This is a genomic window from Leclercia sp. G3L, assembly GCF_021117075.1.
GTDB lineage: Bacteria > Pseudomonadota > Gammaproteobacteria > Enterobacterales > Enterobacteriaceae > Enterobacter > Enterobacter adecarboxylatus_C.
The window spans coordinates 3,186,748-3,201,602 of the sequence record NZ_CP088265.1 but is presented as its reverse complement, the minus strand read 5'-3'; the positions used below and the strand labels follow the sequence as shown (position 1 = coordinate 3,201,602).

The following is a 14,855-nucleotide window of genomic DNA, read 5'->3' as shown; positions in this document are numbered from 1 at the left end:
ATTTTGAAAATTATCTGTAGCACATATGAATCATTAACCACCACAATCAGGGTCAGACGGACATGATTACCCCCTTTACGCTTGCTTCCCTGCCGGTCACCCCGTGGAAAAACGGGGCGGGGGAAACCCGGGAAATTGTCAGTATTCCCTCGGCGGATGCCCCCTTTCTGTGGCGAGCCAGCATCGCTACGCTCGGCCAGGATGGACCTTTCTCCCTCTTCCCCGGTGTCGACCGGGTGATTATGCTGCTCGGCGGTTCCGGGCTGTGGCTGCGCGGCGACGACCTGCTGCACCGCCTTGAGCCCGGCGTGCCCTGGGCCTTTCCTGGCGAGTGGCCGCTTGCCAGCGAGGGTGTCACCGGGCCGGGCCTGGATTTTAACGTCATGACCCAGCGCAGCCGGGCCCGCGCGCAGGTGACGATCGCAAGCCACGCCCTGCGACCCGGGGCGGAGGGCATCGCATATGTGCTGAACGGTCACTGGCAGTTAGCCGGAAATCATTGTTCGCCTGCCAGCGGGATCTGGTGGCAGGGGGAGACGCCGGGTGAGCTTGTGCCACACTCAGAGGAGGCGTCGCTGCTGCTGGCGGAGATCCGCCGTCATGATGAGAGAACAGACAGGAGTGCAGATGAGTAACAACAGACGAGCGGTTCCCGGGATCCGCCATTACGCCGGGCCGGCGGGCGGTTGGGGAGCCTTAAAAGCCACGGCCATTGCCGTGCGCACGCAGATGGATGCCTTTGACGCCCCTGCGACCCTGCTGCGCACCAACCAGCCCGACGGCTTTGACTGCCCGGGCTGCGCCTGGCCGGACAAAGAGCACAAGTCCACCTTTCAGTTTTGCGAGAACGGCGCCAAGGCGGTGACCTGGGAAGCGACCACGAAGCGCGTTACTCCTGAATTTTTCGCGGAGCACACCGTCAGCACCCTGTGGGCGAAAAGCGATTTTGAGCTGGAGGGCTATGGCCGTCTGACCCATCCCATGAAGTACGATCCGCAGAGCGACACCTTTCGCCCGGTAGAGTGGGACGAGGCCTTTACCCGTATCGGGGAGGTGCTGCGCAGCCTGGCGCCGAATCAGGTGGAGTTTTACACCTCCGGGCGCGCCTCGAACGAAGCCGCGTTCCTGTATCAGCTGTTTGCCCGCGAACTGGGCACCAATAACTTCCCCGACTGCTCCAACATGTGCCATCAGGCCACCAGCGTCGGTCTGCCCCGCTCCATCGGCATTGGTAAAGGCACCGTCTCGCTGGAGGATTTTGACCACACCGAGCTGGTGATCTCCATCGGCCATAACCCGGGCACTAACCACCCGCGGATGATGGGTACCCTGCACGAGCTTGCCCGCCGTGGCGTGCCGATTATCGTCTTTAACCCGCTGCGCGAAACCGCCCTTGAGCGCTTCGCCGATCCGCAAAGCGTCCGCGAGATGGCGACGTACAGCGCCACCGATATCGCCTCAACCTACTATCAGGTGAAAGCCGGGGGTGACGCCGCCGCGTTAAAAGGGATCGCCAAACACTTGCTGGTGCTGGACGCGCTGGATCGCGACTTTATCGCCACCCAGACCCAGGGGTTCGCGGAGTTTGCCGCCGACATCGCCGCCACCACCTGGGAGGCTATCGAACGCGAGTCCGGGCTCAGCCGCGCCGATCTGGAGAACGTGGCGCAGATCTACGCCAAATCCCACGCCACCATCATCACCTACGGCATGGGGATCACCCAGCACAACAAGGGCACCGCCAACGTACGCCTGATTGCCGACCTGCTGTTGCTGCGCGGCAATATCGGCAAGCCCGGAGCAGGTATTTGCCCGCTGCGCGGCCACTCCAACGTGCAGGGTAACCGCACGGTGGGGATCACCGAAAAACCGACCACCGCCTTCCTCAACCGGCTGGGCGAGGTGTTTGGCTTTACGCCGCCGGCCGCCCACGGCCACGACGCGGTGCAGGCCGCCCAGGCGATGATCGACGGCGAGGCCAAAGCGCTGCTCTGCCTCGGGGGCAATTTTGCCGTAGCGATGCCCGATCATGACAAGGCTTTCCCGGCGTTAAAAAGCCTCGATCTCAGCGTACATGTTGCCACCAAGCTGAACCGCACCCACCTGCTTGTCGGCAAAGAGACGTATCTGCTGCCCTGCCTCGGGCGCACCGAGCTGGACATACAGCGCAGCGGCCAGCAGTCGATCACCGTGGAAGATTCCATGTCGATGGTGCATGCCTCCAGCGGGAAGCTGAAACCGGCCTCGCCGTGGCTGCGCTCGGAGCCGGCCATTGTCGCCGGGATAGCCCACGCCACCCTGACGAACAGTAAAACCGACTGGCTGGCGCTGGTGGCCGATTACGATCGCATCCGCGACCGGATCGAACAGACTCTTCCCGGCTTTGAGAACTTCAATGAACGGATCCGTATTCCCGGCGGATTCCGCATGCCGCTGCCGCCTACCGAGCGCGTCTGGCCTACCGCCAGCGGCAAGGCGATGTTCTCCCTGTTTGACGGCGTAACGGAGAACAGCCCGGGGGAAGGTGAAAACGTGCTGCGCCTGGTCACCCTGCGCAGTCACGACCAGTACAACACCACCATCTACGCCCTGGACGATCGCTATCGTGGGGTGTTTGGTCGCCGCGACGTGTTGTTTATGAATGAAGAGGATATGCAGCAGCTGGGGCTGGAGCATGGCGACCGGGTGGATATCACCACCGCCCTGCCCGACAGTCGGCAGCGCCTCGACGACATCACCCTGGTGGCCTACAGCATCGCGCCGGGCACGGTGGCTGCCTACTACCCGGAGGCTAACGTGCTGGTTCCGCTCAATTATCTTGATAAGGAGAGCGGCACGCCATCGTATAAATCGGTGCCGGTACGTATCACCCTGCGTTCAAAAGAGATGAGGACGCTATAGCGCGCCATGCGCATTAATCAGGCAAAGGTGTCTTCGCGTAGACAGATTGTCTTATTTAGTTCATGCTAAGACTATATCAGTCACGCTGAGCTGAGGGAGCGATCACATGACGAAGCACCTGAACCTTAACTCTGAAGCCCGCGGCGATCGCGATCTCATCGCCATCAGAGCTGCAATGAACATTCTGGATAAATGGGGCTGCACGACAGAGCAACAGCAGAACATTCTGCAACTCTCCAGAGCGGCGCTCTACAAATACCGCCAGAAAGAGACGAAGACGGCCTCGCTGACTCACGATCAGTTAACCCGGATCAGCTACCTGCTGAATATGCACTCGGCGCTGCGGATCGTGTTCAGCAACCCCGAGAACGTCTACGGGTTTATGTCCATGGCAAATCACAATGCTTACTTCAATGGAGCAACGCCATTGTCCCTGATTGAGGGGGGGGAGTTCGGCAACCTGCATGAAGTCGCCAAGCGGGTTGATGTCCTGCGCGGAGGCCTGTCCGGATGATCCATCCTGAGATCCCCAGAACGGCACAAACTCCCATCAAAGGCTACCGCCTGCTCCATACCAAGTACCCTGCCATTTACGTATTCGAGGACGTTGCCACCCCGGAGGAGTTTGACGTTCTCTATGACATTCAGAAATTAACCAACCCGCGCCTGACGCAGGAAGTGGGTAATCTGGATCTGTTGCCCCGCAAAGAGTGGGTGCTGGGGATCCGCGGCGCGCATTATGCGATGGCGGCTTTCACCCATATCAACCCCGACGGCAGCCGCTTTTCGAATGGCGATTTTGGCGTCTATTACCTTGGCGACAGCCGGGAAACGGCGCTGGCGGAAGTGGTCTACCACTGCCAGTGCTACTGGCGGAACGTGCCTGAACTGAAGTTCGAACGATTCGAGTACCGCTGTCTGGAAACGGAGCTGAGCGGCTCGTCCTTTGCCGATATCACCGGCCTGCCGGATACGCACCCCTGGTACCATCCAACGGACTACCGCGCACCGCAACAGCTGGGCGCAAGCCTGCGCGTCGCGGGTGAGACCGGCATAACATACCGCTCGGTTCGCCACCGGGAAGGTATTTGCTGGGCACTGCTAACCCCGAAACCTATCACCAGCATTATTCAGACCTCCCTGCACCAAATCATCTGGGACAAAGGCATGGTCAGCGTCGGGCTGGTGACGCCTACGTAAGAGCAATATTCAGGCATTATCACCATCTAAAAGCGAAGTGCCGTAAGAGTTGTCGATGGTGCAGAGCCAACGGTCATTTTCCAGGCGGAAGACATAGGTTGCCCGACGCGTTATCTCAGCAGTTCCACCCAGTTCATCCGGATAAAAAAGCTGGGTTTCCATGATCACCAGCGCATCTCCGCCGCCTTCGATGATCTGCATTTCGCCCTGTTTGACGATGAGCCGATCCTGAAAATAGTCCGAGATAGAGATAAACGCGCTGCGGATATTGTTTTTGCCCTTAACGATCGTACCGGGCTTAACCACCAGCACGGCGTCTTCAGCGTAATACTCCATCAACGAATCGAAATCTTTGGCTGTGATCGCCCTGTCACAGGCCTTAATGATCTGGCGAAGCGGATGTTCGTTCATGTGCTTTTCTCCTGGTGAGTGGCTGCCTGTATTCACTCTATCATCAGACGGCGCAATGTGTAGGCCGGGCAAGCGAAGCGCCCCCGGCATGCCTTTACTATTCAAAGATTAATGCGCCAATAAATACCCCGCCGCGCAAAACGCCACTACCCCGGCAATGACCGTGGCAAATAACCCGCGGGTCAGAATGCCCACCAGCGTGGCAAATCCCGCCGCCAGCAGCGAAATGCTGATCCCGGAATCGGTCATCGCGGGCTTGCTCAGCAGTTCAGCGGCGACCAGGGCGGCCATGATGGCGGTGGGGATAAAGCTCAGCCACTGTAATAGCACATCCGGCAGACGGAAGCGGGACAGCAATAACACCGGCACGGTACGCATCAGGGCGGTGACCAGCGCCGAGGCGAGAATGGTCAGCAGAATATGTCGTTCCATCTTATTTTCCTTTCCGGGTGCGTAACAGCAGCGTCGCCAGGGTCGCGGCAAGGGAGGCGGCCACAATCACCACCAGACTGAGCGAGCCATTCCCGGCAGTTAACAGCGTAATGACCACCGCGACAGCGATATTGATGGTTTCGAGTACCTTTCTGCGGCTGGCGAACCACATCATCAGGATCAGGCCGATAAACATCGACACCAGGCTAAAGCCCAGCCCCTCCATCAGCGATACAGGCAGCGTGGTCGCCAGCCAGGCACCGGTCACGCAGGCGATGATCCAGTTCAGCCAGGCAGTCACGTTCAGGCCCAGCATCCAGGCATAGCTGATGTTGCCCTGTGGGCTGGCGCGCTGAACCGCCACGCCAAAGGTTTCGTCCGTCAGCAGCAGCCCGCTGACCACTTTTTGCAGCGTGGTGTAGTCGCGAAAAAAGACGCTCATGGAGGAGCTCATCAGCAGGTAGCGCAGGTTCACCAGCAGCACGCTCAGCACCACGGATGCCATTTCGGCGCCCGCCGCCCACAGAGAGTAAAACAGAAACTGCGCCGACCCGGCGTAGAGGGCACTGGCCAGCAGGGCAATTTGTCCGGTGGTAAAACCCGAGAGCGTGCCGATCGCCCCGGCGGCAAAGCCAATGCTCCAGTAGCCCGCAATGGTCGGGATACAGGCGGCAATACCGGCCCGAAATTCGCCCGTCGCGGACGCGGGGTGCCCGGTATTTATCTTCGTTAACATTATTGCTTCCCTTGTATTGCTTAGTGCGATAACTATCTTAAGAATCAACACCAAAAGCCAGAGTAAAAATGAGATCTGGTTTGTAGGCCGGGCAAGCGAAGCGCCCCCGGCATTGCTCCACCCCGCCACGATGCGCACTATTTTAGACACTCAGTTTTAACGCGCGAAACACCGCCATCACCATGCCAATCATAATAATGGCGATCAGGATGCTGACAGAGCGCATGACCGCCTGAATCGGCTCGGTCTGCCACAACGACTCCTGGATATAAACGATGATCCAGGCCACGGTAAACTGCCGACCAAAATAACTGATGGACGGCTTTCCCTGTTGCAGGTGACACCCCAGCCATAACCCCGCAACCAGCGTAGCAATATAAATCGGGGGATAATGGTGCGTGACGGGTAAAAGGATCAAACTCAGCAATGTAGCGGCCATGCAGCCGTATAAACGTTGCTGCATTCGCTGGCTGACCTGCTGCTGTACGGGCTGAGTTGAGGCCGGAAGAATAAAGACCGCCAGCACGGAAACCATCGCCTGCCAGAATCCCGTCAGCTGGAAAACAAGCAGTATCGGCGTCACCAGTAACAAGGTGATCCCGGCCTGCAGGGGCAACAGCGGTCGGCGGGGCGGCTCAGGGTGACTATTTTGCTGCGGCGTTGCAACCTGTCTGCGACGGTTCAACGGGTAAAAGAGTATCGTAATCGCAATACAGACTGCACAACCCAGCACCACCTCTTCGATGCGGTTAAACGTAAAACGTAGCAGATGGCGAAATTCACTGTTCTTCTGCGCTTCCGCCATCACCATCATGGATGTGACCGCCCCCAGTACCCAGGAGTATGACCAGCGGGAGACGTCCGCCCGCCATACCGCCACGCCCCCGACAATTGCGCAGAACAGGACCAGAAACGCCGCATCCTGGATAAGATACGTGGTAAGCAGGAGTGCCAGCACACCGCCAAGTACCGTCCCTGTCACCCGGTTGAAAGCCCGGACCGTCGAGGCCTTGACTGACGTATTCATGACCGCGTAGCTACTGAGTGCTGCCCAGCCAGGGTAATCAAAACCCGCCAGATCGGACAACAGCACCGACACCAGCACGGCAGCGATAACCTGAATCGCGAATATCTCTTTCAGCGTTACTGCGACCAGACGATTTAGCCACTGTTTGAGTTGAGCGGTCGGTGAATGAAAGCTGATGTTCACGATCTTCTCCCTCTTTTTATTTGGCTAAAAGGGAGTGTAGTTAGCCGCGCAGGGCAAGCAAATCACCCGGTATGACCTTTCTGGAAGCCGCCTCGCAAAGCCTTAAGCAACCTGATGTAATTCGGGGTGAACTCTTTTTTCAGGGGATCGGCGTCATAGAGTGACGGCGTTGCGGCACATCCGCAATCGGGCCCAGGAACCTGTACTTTCACGACACGACATTTTTTGTCGCGACAGCGCTCATCCCGTGAAAATCACGGTGGCGCTGGCGGAGCAGCCGCAAGGCTGGCCGTTTTTGTCGTGTACGGCATTCCTACCTCCGTCAGCGCTACTACTTCGCTGCGCTGATGAGCATGTTGCTTGAAACTGACGATAGCGAAACATGTACTGCGCTCTGTGAACGTCTGCTGCATGGCCTGCGCCAGCTGCGAGAACTCTGCGATGCCGACCTGCCGCCGTACCTGGTCACACAGCTTATCGTGGGGGAGAAAGTTACCTCCTGCGTACCGGAGTGCTGGCAGGAAACTGCGCTACAGGTGGACTATGCGCAGGCGTTAACGCAGGCGCTGCTGGCAGGCATGCTACCGCTGGGCGTGGCGAAGGAATTGACGGGTTTGCTGCATGATATGGTGTGGTTGTTGGCGGAGTTTGTGAAGGAGCCTTATATCGCAACCCATTAAGTACGGCTGACAGTTGATGAACGCTTTCTCATAACAAGTAACCCGGTCAAAAAGACCGGGTTGTTGATAGTTATAAGGTTCAATCAACGCTATGACATCCGTATTTACAAGTTAAGAATAAATGGATGTCTGTTAAGAGCGAGGAGCGGACATTGTATCTGGCATCTATACGCTCCCTGCCTCTGGCGTTCCCTGGTGGAATACCAATTTCCATTGCCCGTTCGCAGAGAATTCCCAGTATGAAGAACGTAGGGTTGCACGACTGCCATCTGGATTAACAGTTCTGTAGTGCAATATTGCGAAATTATTTCCAACGCTGATAAGCCGGTAATCACGACTAAGAATAACCGGAACATTATCTTCACTTAAAAGCGCTTCAATAGTCTGAGTACGATCAACGACTACACCTGAGCGTGTTATTTCGCTAAATCTTTCGTGGAGTATCTGTTCAAGCCTGACCCGATCTTTCCGCCTGCTGCTATGAAGAGAGCATTCAAGTCTTTTTAGCGTCTCCAGGAGCATAGTGTTTGTCCTCATCACAATCGAACATTAACTCTTAAGGCAATAATTGCTGGAATGCAACGTCCGCGCCGGCCGAAGACTGTGAGGGGCCCCCTTCTTCAAATCGGGATGCCCGTTTTAAGATCGAGCTTAAAAGGTTCCCAACCTCCTGGCGGGTCCCATTCTCCCAGGCCCAGCACCGTCTCATTCTCTATCGATGTAATGATCACGCCATCAATGGCGCACTGCCTAGATTTCCAGAGAATGCCCGCAGCAATATCCAACAGAAAAACGTGGCAGTAAGTGGTGACCAGAACCCGATTATGTAGCCTGTCAGAATGGATGTCAGGAACCGAATAAATATGGCCAACGTAATCACCTAGTGGATGGCTTCTGAACGAGTGTGTGGTCATCTCAACAACATGAAAGTGGTCGCCACAAATGATTGCCACTTGGGATTCATTCAGTAGGAAATCACAAAAGGCGCTGGAAATCAGCCAGCCATCCTCGTCGGCACGTATATATAACTGTAAAATCACAATGGGCTCACCGCCCTTACTGATTAACAGTCGTCGATCCTTTTCTCCATTAGCGCCAAAGGGATTGACGTCGATGATCGAAACACCTTCCCTTTCATCACCGGGCTTAGGCTGTTCAAGCCAAGTCGCTTGCAATGTCATTGAGTATCCAAAGTGTGAACAGCAGAAGAACACATACTACTTTACAAGCTGATGTCACGACAGCGCCTTAGGTTGCCATATTGCACTGACCGGGCCCCGCGGATGAGTACATTCAAGTGTTAGCAACGTCCGCTTTTGGCACTTAACAGTCATTCAAGCGAGGCATCAATATACCCAGCCATAAACGTGATATCTCCATACAATAGAACACCGGGGCCACATTCCGGCCCCGGTGTTCTAACCTTTCGGACCTATTCCTTAACCCGCGCCCGCTTCCCTCGCTGCTCTTCATTACTTTCAGCAGTTTCCACCAGCGCAAAACTAAAGTTCACCTCCGTATGCTCCCCATCAAGATCCCGCTGTTTAGCTACGGCACTGTCCGTAATCTTTACCGGATCCGCAATCAGCTCCGCCCTCGTCGCAAAGGCAAAGTCATCCCACAGATACTCATCCCCGTTCAGGTTGATCTGCGTGGTCAGGTGCTTATACCCCGGTGCCGACACAAAGAAGTGCACGTGCGCCGGGCGGTTACCGTGGCGGCCAATGGCTGTCAGCAGCTTCTGGGTCGGGCCATCCGGCGGACAGCCGTAGCCGCACGGCACGATGCTGCGCACCGCATAGCGGCCGTCTTCACCGGTACAGATGCGGCGGCGCAGGTTATATTCGCTCTGGGACTGGTCGAAGAACGAGTAGCCGCCGAGGGTGTTAGCGTGCCAGATATCGACAATCGCGCCCGCCACCGGCTTACCCTGCAGATCGGTCACCTGGCCCTGCAGCCACATGGTTTCCGCCTGCTCCTTGCCGTCGTCCATGCGGGCAAAGCCATCGCTCAGCGGCGCATTCGCCACGTACAGCGGGCCTTCGATGGTGCGCGGGGTTCCCTGGTTCTCGCCGGATGCGGCCTCTTTCTCGTCGGCACGCATATCCAGATAGTGCTCCAGGCCCAGGCCAGCCGCCAGCAGCGCCGCTTCCTGGCGACCGCCCAGCTCGTTGAGGTAGTTCACCGCCACCCAGAACTCTTCGTCGGTGACGTCGAACTGCTTGATGGTTTTGCACAGGTCGCTCAGCAGCTGGTGCATGATGTTTTTCAGACGATCGTTACCGCCGGTGGCGTTTAAGCCGCTGCTGATCGCCAGTAAGGATTCCAGTTCGGTTTGATGTGCAGGATTCACGGACATTGCATCTTCCTCTTTGTAGGGTTCAGTTTGTTGTTATGTCGACGACTACTGTTCGTTATGAATGGAGGACGGATGCATGCACAGAGGCTGCACGCTGATGTCCATCCACGGGTAGAGCGGTAGCGCGGTCAGAATGTCGTGTAGCTCCTGGTTGTCCGCCACGTCAAAAATGCTGACGTTGGCGTACTGCCCGACCACGCGCCAGATGTGCGGCCATTTGCCCTCCCGCTGTAAGCGCTGGGAGTAGGCTTTCTCTTTCGCTTTGATCGCTTCAACCTCTGCTGAAGGCAGCGACGACGGGATGTTGACCGTCATTTCCACTTTAAAAAGCATTGCGTTTTCCTTTAGTTACGTGCGTAATGACGCAGCTTGTCTTCGTCGATCTCGACGCCCAGTCCTGGCCCCTGCGGTAACGTCACCTCTCCCTGGCTGAATTCCAGCGGACGTACCACGATGTCATCCTTCAGCAGCAGCGGGCCGAACATCTCGGTGCCCCACTGCATGTTTACCGTCGACCAGGCATGCAATGAGGCCACCGTGCCGAGCGTCCCTTCCAGCATGGTGCCGCCGTACAGCGCCACGCCCGCCGCCTGCGCCACGTGCGCCAGCTTCAGGGCCTGCGCCGGGCCGCCCGCTTTGGCGATCTTCAGGGCATACGCGCCGGTAAAGCCGCCGCTTGCAAGGGCGTAGCCGTCATGGCTGGTTGCCACCGCTTCGTCGGCGAGGATCGATACCGCAAAACGCTGGCTGAGAGTGATAAGCCCCTGTCGATCCCAGAGCGGGATCGGCTGTTCCACCAGGTCGATCCCGCCGTCCTGCAGCCGGGTCATCCCTTTGATGGCGGTGGTCAGATCCCAGGCCTGGTTAACGTCGACCCGCACGCTCACCTCATCCCCCAGCGCGGCTTTGATCGCCAGGGCGTGTCGAATGTCCACATCCAGCCCGCGGGCGCCGATCTTCAGCTTGAAGGTGTTGTGCCGCCCTTCCGCCAGCAGGCGTTTACCCTCTTCAATGTCTTTTTGCGTGTCGCCGCTCGCCAGGGTCCACAGCACCGGCAGGCGTTGAGTCAATGCCCCGCCCAGCAAGGAGCTCACTGGCAGACCCAGCGCTTTACCCTGGGCATCGAGAAACGCGGTTTCGAGGGCGGATTTAGCGAAGGTGTTGCCCTTCACGCTGGCGTTCATCTTCTCCGCCAGGTCGGCCACGCCGTGGAACGACTGGCCGCAAAGGAGTGGGTCCAGATAGGTTTCAATGGCGGATTTGATCGCCTCCGGGCTTTCGGCGCCGTAGCTCAGGCCGCCGATGGTGGTGGCTTCGCCCCAGCCGGTGATGCCGTTCGCGCACTCCATGCGGACAATGGTCAGCGTCTGGCAGCCCATGGTCGCCATCGACAGCTTGTGCGGGCGAATGGTCGGGATATCCACCAGCCAGCAGGCCAGGGATTCAATGGTGATGGTCATGTACAGCTCCTGCGGTTAAAAAGCTCACGACGTGGTGGTTGAACCCGGATGGGCAAGCCACGTTCGACAGGTGTGAGGCGGGCAAGGCGACGCATTCAGTCTGCTTCGCCTGGGCGGCAAGCCATTCGGCGTCCTGCACGGTAGTGACCGGATCTTCAGTACCGGTAATCACCAGCATCGGGCGCAGCATGGCGGCGACCTCATCGCGCAGATCCGCCGTTGCCAGCGCTTCGCAGCAGGCGGCATAGCCTTCGGTTGGGGTATCGGCGAGATCGTCGATCAGCAGCTGGACCATCCCGGGGTTCTGCTGGCGATACGCCGGAGTAAACCAGCGCTCCGCCGCGGTGCTGGCGACCGGGGCCATCCCCTGCTGGCGCACGGTGGCCGCACGCTGCAACCAGCCTCTGGACTCGCCGATTTTTGCCGCGGTATTGGCGACCACGATGCGCGGAAAACGCGACGGGGCGTGGCGGTTGAGCCACATCCCGGTCATCCCGCCGAGAGAGATGCCGCAGTAAAAGGCGCGCTCAATATCCAGATGATCCAGCAGAGCGATCGCGTCCTGCCCCAGCAAATCAAGGGTGATGCCCTCTGCCGGAACCGGAGAGCGACCGTGCCCGCGGGTGTTGTAGCGCAGCACGCGGAAGTGTTGAGTAAAGTCAGCCATCTGCGGCTGCCACATCTGCCAGGTGGTGCCCAGCGAGTTGGAGAGCACCAGCACCGGAGCCTCTTCCGGGCCATCGAGGCGATATTCCAGATCCATTTACGCCTCCTCGGTTTCGGCGTTGAGGGCAAAGGTCAGCGCCACCGGGGTGACGGACTGGAGATACTCCGCCGTCACGTCGCCAAACAGCTCGCGCACCACAATGCCGTCCGCTGTGATATCCATCACCGCCATGTCGGTGTAGATCCGGTCGATGCAGGCCATGCCGGTCAGCGGATAGGTGCAGGTTTTAACGATCTTGCACTCGCCCTGACGGGTCAGATGTTCGGTCATCACATAGACGCGCTTCGCGCCAATCGCCAGGTCCATCGCCCCGCCGACGGCGGGAATGGAGGACGGTTCGCCGGTGCTCCAGTTGGCCAGGTCGCCGCGCTCGGAGACCTGATAGGCCCCCAGCACGCAGATATCGAGGTGGCCGCCGCGCATCATGGTGAAGGAGTCGCCGTGGTGGAAATAGCAGCCGCCCTGAAGCAGGGTCACCGGCTGTTTCCCGGCGTTAATCAGCTCCGGATCTTCTTCTCCCGGCGCAGGCGCAGGCCCCATGCCGAGAATGCCGTTTTCGCTGTGCAGGAAGATCTCGCGATCCGCCGGGAGGTAGTTGGCGATCCGGGTTGGAAGGCCGATGCCGAGGTTCACGTAGGCCCCTTCCGGGATGTCCCGCGCAATGCGCTCGGCCAGCTGTTGATGGGTCAGTTTATTCACGGGATCTCCTTATGCCGTCTGCGGCAGGCGAACGGGTGCGACCGTCACCACGCGTTGAACAAAAATCCCCGGCGTCACCACCGCTTCCGGGTCGAGTTCGCCGAGGGCGACCATCTCGCTCACCTGGGCAATGGTGCAGCTGGCTGCCGCAGCCATGATCGGCCCGAAGTTGCGCCCGGTTTTGTCATACACCAGGTTGCCCCAGCGGTCGGCCTTCAGGGCTTTGATCAGGGCGAAATCGGCTTTGAGCGGGTACTCGAGGACATAATCTTTGCCGTCGATGTGACGAGTCTCTTTGCCCGCCGCCAGCTCGGTGCCAAATCCGGTGGGGGTGAAAATTGCCCCCAGTCCGGAGCCGCCCGCCTGAATGCGTGCCGCAAGGTTGCCCTGCGGCACCAGCTCCAGCTCGACTTCGCCTCGGCGGTAGAGGTCGTCAAACACCCAGGAGTCGGTCTGGCGCGGGAAGGAGCAGATCACCTTCTTCACGCAGCCGGCCTTCAGCAGCGCCGCCAGGCCATAATCGCCGTTGCCAGCGTTGTTGCTGATCAGGGTCAGATCCCGCGGCTGGCGGCGGATCAGGACGTCCAGCAGCTCGGCGGGCTGTCCGGCCGCGCCAAAGCCGCCCACCATCACCACCGCGCCGTCGAAAATATCGGCCACGGCGGCATCGGCGGCGGCAATCCGTTTATCAATCATTTGCTTACCTCGTTGTTTTTATTCGTGGACGGCAGGCTGCGCAGGGCGATCCACGCCAGCAGCGCATAGGCCATCAGCAGCAGGGAGACCGGCCAGGAGGCGTCAAAATGCATCAGCAGCGCCACCGCCAGCATCGGTCCCAGACCGCCGGAGAAGATCGAGCCCACCTCATGCCCCAGCGCCAGGCCGGAGTAGCGCACGCGCACCGGGAACAGGTCGCTCATGATGCAGGGCTGAGTGCCGATCATCGCCCCGTGGCAGAACGGCAGGCCGAGCAGCATCGCCACCATGATCCAGCCGTAGTCCCCGGTGGAGAGCAGCCAGAAGAACGGGAAGGCCATCACCAGCAGGCCGATGACGCCGATGTAGTAGACCGGCTTCAGGCCGATGCGATCCGAGAGCGCGCCCCAGAACAGGATCGAGAAGAACTCCACCAGCATCGCCAGGGTCACGGCACTGATGATCTCCCCGGTGCCAATGCCAATGTGTTTGGCGTAGACCACCGAGAAGGTAAAGAAGATATAGGAGGCCCCGTTCTCCGGCAGACGCAGGGCGATGGCCTGGAGCAGCGCCTTCGGGTGCTCGCGGATCAGCACCATCAGCGGGATCTTCTCGTGCTTCGCCTCCGGTTTTGCCTGGCTGAAAGCCTTGCTCTCGCGGATGTTTTTGCGGATATAGACCCCGACCAGGAAAATCACGATGCTGAGCAGGAAAGGCACGCGCCAGCCCCAGCTCATCAGGTCGTCTTCCGGCAGCTTCTGCACCAGATAAAAGGCGAAGGCGGAGAGGACAAACCCGCCGGACACCCCCATCTGGCTCCAGGCGGTAAAGTAGCCGCGACGCGACGCCGGGGCGTTCTCGCTCAACATCAGCACCCCGCCGCCCCACTCGCCGCCGGACGCCACGCCCTGTAAAAAGCGCAGGGTGATGAGCGAGATTGGCGCCCAGATGCCAATCTGGGCATAGACCGGCAGCAGGCCGATCACAAAGGTGGTGGCTCCCATCAGGGTCAGGGTCATGATCAGCGTCATCTTGCGGCTGTAACGATCCCCGATATGGCCGAAGACGATCCCGCCCAGCGGACGGGCAAGGAAACCCACCGCAAAGCCGGAGAAGGCCAGCAGCGTGCCCTGCATCGGGTCGCCGCCCACCGGGAAGAACAGTGGCCCGAAGACCAGCGCCGCGGCGGTGCCGTAGAGGAAGAAGTCATACCATTCCAGGGCATTGCCCAGCACCGAGGCGATCACCAGCTTGCGCAGCTGTCCGGCATCCTGTGCGCCCGCAGCCGGGGCAGCAGTTGTTTGAGTTTCAACATGGCTCATCCGCGTTACCTTTTATTGTGGG

17 protein-coding genes and 1 pseudogene are annotated in these 14,855 nt (G+C 59.0%); 5 read left to right on the top strand and 13 right to left on the bottom strand.

Features of this window, described 5'->3' with window-relative positions:
- The first annotated feature begins 62 nt into the window (after nt 1-62).
- From LRS40_RS16790 to LRS40_RS16775, 4 genes are all read left to right on the top strand, one after another.
- Entirely contained in the window at nt 63-635 is a 573-nt protein-coding gene (locus LRS40_RS16790; protein ID WP_156263994.1) for a HutD family protein, read from the top strand.
- Complete coding sequence (locus LRS40_RS16785) at nt 628-2,901, top strand: FdhF/YdeP family oxidoreductase (protein WP_231312135.1); 2,274 nt, start codon at nt 628-630, stop codon at nt 2,899-2,901. The genes LRS40_RS16790 and LRS40_RS16785 overlap by 8 nt, the downstream gene beginning before the upstream one ends.
- Nucleotides 2,902-3,007: 106 nt before the next feature.
- Nucleotides 3,008-3,415 carry an MbcA/ParS/Xre antitoxin family protein gene (locus LRS40_RS16780; protein WP_156263996.1) on the top strand — a complete coding sequence of 136 codons (408 nt, stop codon included), beginning with the start codon at nt 3,008-3,010 and terminating at the stop codon, nt 3,413-3,415.
- A complete protein-coding gene (locus tag LRS40_RS16775) occupies nt 3,412-4,101 on the top strand; it encodes an RES family NAD+ phosphorylase (RefSeq protein ID WP_231312134.1) in 690 nt (229 codons plus the stop codon). Before LRS40_RS16780 ends, LRS40_RS16775 begins: the two co-directional genes overlap by 4 nt.
- 9 nt (nt 4,102-4,110) lie before the next feature.
- On the opposite strand, the gene LRS40_RS16770 is transcribed toward LRS40_RS16775, so the two are convergent.
- From LRS40_RS16770 to LRS40_RS16755, 4 genes are all read right to left on the bottom strand, one after another.
- Nucleotides 4,111-4,512: a DUF4440 domain-containing protein gene (locus LRS40_RS16770; protein WP_142489877.1), complete on the bottom strand. Its 402-nt coding sequence runs from the start codon at nt 4,510-4,512 to the stop codon at nt 4,111-4,113.
- Between the two features lie 108 nt (nt 4,513-4,620).
- Entirely contained in the window at nt 4,621-4,944 is a 324-nt protein-coding gene (locus tag LRS40_RS16765) for an AzlD domain-containing protein (protein WP_142489878.1), read from the bottom strand.
- Nucleotide 4,945: 1 nt separating this feature from the next.
- Nucleotides 4,946-5,680, bottom strand: a complete 735-nt coding sequence (locus LRS40_RS16760; RefSeq protein ID WP_231312133.1) for an AzlC family ABC transporter permease — start codon at nt 5,678-5,680, stop codon at nt 4,946-4,948.
- Between the two features lie 142 nt (nt 5,681-5,822).
- Complete coding sequence (locus tag LRS40_RS16755) at nt 5,823-6,890, bottom strand: FUSC family protein (RefSeq protein WP_231312132.1); 1,068 nt, start codon at nt 6,888-6,890, stop codon at nt 5,823-5,825.
- Between the two features lie 338 nt (nt 6,891-7,228).
- Between LRS40_RS16755 and LRS40_RS16750 the strand changes: the two are divergent.
- Nucleotides 7,229-7,570: pseudogene (locus LRS40_RS16750) on the top strand (hypothetical protein); the annotation flags it as partial.
- Nucleotides 7,571-7,735: 165 nt separating this feature from the next.
- Here the strand turns inward: LRS40_RS16750 and LRS40_RS16745 are convergent.
- The 9 genes from LRS40_RS16745 to LRS40_RS16705 all read right to left on the bottom strand — a co-directional run bounded on the left by LRS40_RS16745 (nt 7,736) and on the right by LRS40_RS16705 (nt 14,833).
- On the bottom strand, nt 7,736-8,092 hold the full coding sequence (locus LRS40_RS16745; protein ID WP_156264000.1) for a DUF4440 domain-containing protein: 357 nt from the start codon (nt 8,090-8,092) through the stop codon (nt 7,736-7,738).
- 98 nt (nt 8,093-8,190) lie between these two features.
- Complete coding sequence (locus LRS40_RS16740; RefSeq protein ID WP_231312131.1) at nt 8,191-8,751, bottom strand: hypothetical protein; 561 nt, start codon at nt 8,749-8,751, stop codon at nt 8,191-8,193.
- A gap of 251 nt (nt 8,752-9,002) precedes the next feature.
- Entirely contained in the window at nt 9,003-9,929 is a 927-nt protein-coding gene (catA, locus tag LRS40_RS16735) for a catechol 1,2-dioxygenase (RefSeq protein ID WP_231312130.1), read from the bottom strand.
- A 45-nt stretch (nt 9,930-9,974) separates the two neighbouring features.
- Nucleotides 9,975-10,262, bottom strand: coding sequence for a muconolactone Delta-isomerase (gene catC / locus LRS40_RS16730; RefSeq protein WP_231312129.1), 288 nt, complete (start codon nt 10,260-10,262; stop codon nt 9,975-9,977).
- 11 nt (nt 10,263-10,273) lie between these two features.
- Complete coding sequence (locus tag LRS40_RS16725) at nt 10,274-11,389, bottom strand: muconate/chloromuconate family cycloisomerase (protein ID WP_231312128.1); 1,116 nt, start codon at nt 11,387-11,389, stop codon at nt 10,274-10,276.
- Nucleotides 11,373-12,152 (bottom strand): 3-oxoadipate enol-lactonase, encoded by a 780-nt coding sequence (gene pcaD / locus LRS40_RS16720; RefSeq protein WP_231312127.1) that lies wholly within the window; start codon nt 12,150-12,152, stop codon nt 11,373-11,375. The genes LRS40_RS16725 and pcaD overlap by 17 nt, the downstream gene beginning before the upstream one ends.
- Entirely contained in the window at nt 12,153-12,815 is a 663-nt protein-coding gene (locus LRS40_RS16715; protein WP_231312126.1) for a 3-oxoacid CoA-transferase subunit B, read from the bottom strand. It lies immediately after the preceding gene.
- 9 nt (nt 12,816-12,824) lie between these two features.
- On the bottom strand, nt 12,825-13,511 hold the full coding sequence (locus LRS40_RS16710) for a 3-oxoacid CoA-transferase subunit A (protein ID WP_231312125.1): 687 nt from the start codon (nt 13,509-13,511) through the stop codon (nt 12,825-12,827).
- Entirely contained in the window at nt 13,508-14,833 is a 1,326-nt protein-coding gene (locus tag LRS40_RS16705) for an MFS transporter (RefSeq protein WP_231312124.1), read from the bottom strand. Before LRS40_RS16705 ends, LRS40_RS16710 begins: the two co-directional genes overlap by 4 nt.
- Nucleotides 14,834-14,855 lie beyond the last annotated feature (22 nt).

Excerpts from the sequence above, each read along its gene's own strand:
- LRS40_RS16790 (WP_156263994.1), top strand. The coding sequence starts at position 63 with ATGATTACCCCCTTTACGCTTGCTTCCCTGCCGGTCACCCCGTGGAAA.
- LRS40_RS16785 (WP_231312135.1), top strand. The coding sequence starts at position 628 with ATGAGTAACAACAGACGAGCGGTTCCCGGGATCCGCCATTACGCCGGG.
- LRS40_RS16780 (WP_156263996.1), top strand. The coding sequence starts at position 3,008 with ATGACGAAGCACCTGAACCTTAACTCTGAAGCCCGCGGCGATCGCGAT.
- LRS40_RS16775 (WP_231312134.1), top strand. The coding sequence starts at position 3,412 with ATGATCCATCCTGAGATCCCCAGAACGGCACAAACTCCCATCAAAGGC.
- LRS40_RS16770 (WP_142489877.1), bottom strand. The coding sequence starts at position 4,512 with ATGAACGAACATCCGCTTCGCCAGATCATTAAGGCCTGTGACAGGGCG.
- LRS40_RS16765 (WP_142489878.1), bottom strand. The coding sequence starts at position 4,944 with ATGGAACGACATATTCTGCTGACCATTCTCGCCTCGGCGCTGGTCACC.
- LRS40_RS16760 (WP_231312133.1), bottom strand. The coding sequence starts at position 5,680 with ATGTTAACGAAGATAAATACCGGGCACCCCGCGTCCGCGACGGGCGAA.
- LRS40_RS16745 (WP_156264000.1), bottom strand. The coding sequence starts at position 8,092 with ATGCTCCTGGAGACGCTAAAAAGACTTGAATGCTCTCTTCATAGCAGC.
- LRS40_RS16740 (WP_231312131.1), bottom strand. The coding sequence starts at position 8,751 with ATGACATTGCAAGCGACTTGGCTTGAACAGCCTAAGCCCGGTGATGAA.
- catA (WP_231312130.1), bottom strand. The coding sequence starts at position 9,929 with ATGTCCGTGAATCCTGCACATCAAACCGAACTGGAATCCTTACTGGCG.
- catC (WP_231312129.1), bottom strand. The coding sequence starts at position 10,262 with ATGCTTTTTAAAGTGGAAATGACGGTCAACATCCCGTCGTCGCTGCCT.
- LRS40_RS16725 (WP_231312128.1), bottom strand. The coding sequence starts at position 11,389 with ATGACCATCACCATTGAATCCCTGGCCTGCTGGCTGGTGGATATCCCG.
- pcaD (WP_231312127.1), bottom strand. The coding sequence starts at position 12,152 with ATGGATCTGGAATATCGCCTCGATGGCCCGGAAGAGGCTCCGGTGCTG.
- LRS40_RS16710 (WP_231312125.1), bottom strand. The coding sequence starts at position 13,511 with ATGATTGATAAACGGATTGCCGCCGCCGATGCCGCCGTGGCCGATATT.
- LRS40_RS16705 (WP_231312124.1), bottom strand. The coding sequence starts at position 14,833 with ATGAGCCATGTTGAAACTCAAACAACTGCTGCCCCGGCTGCGGGCGCA.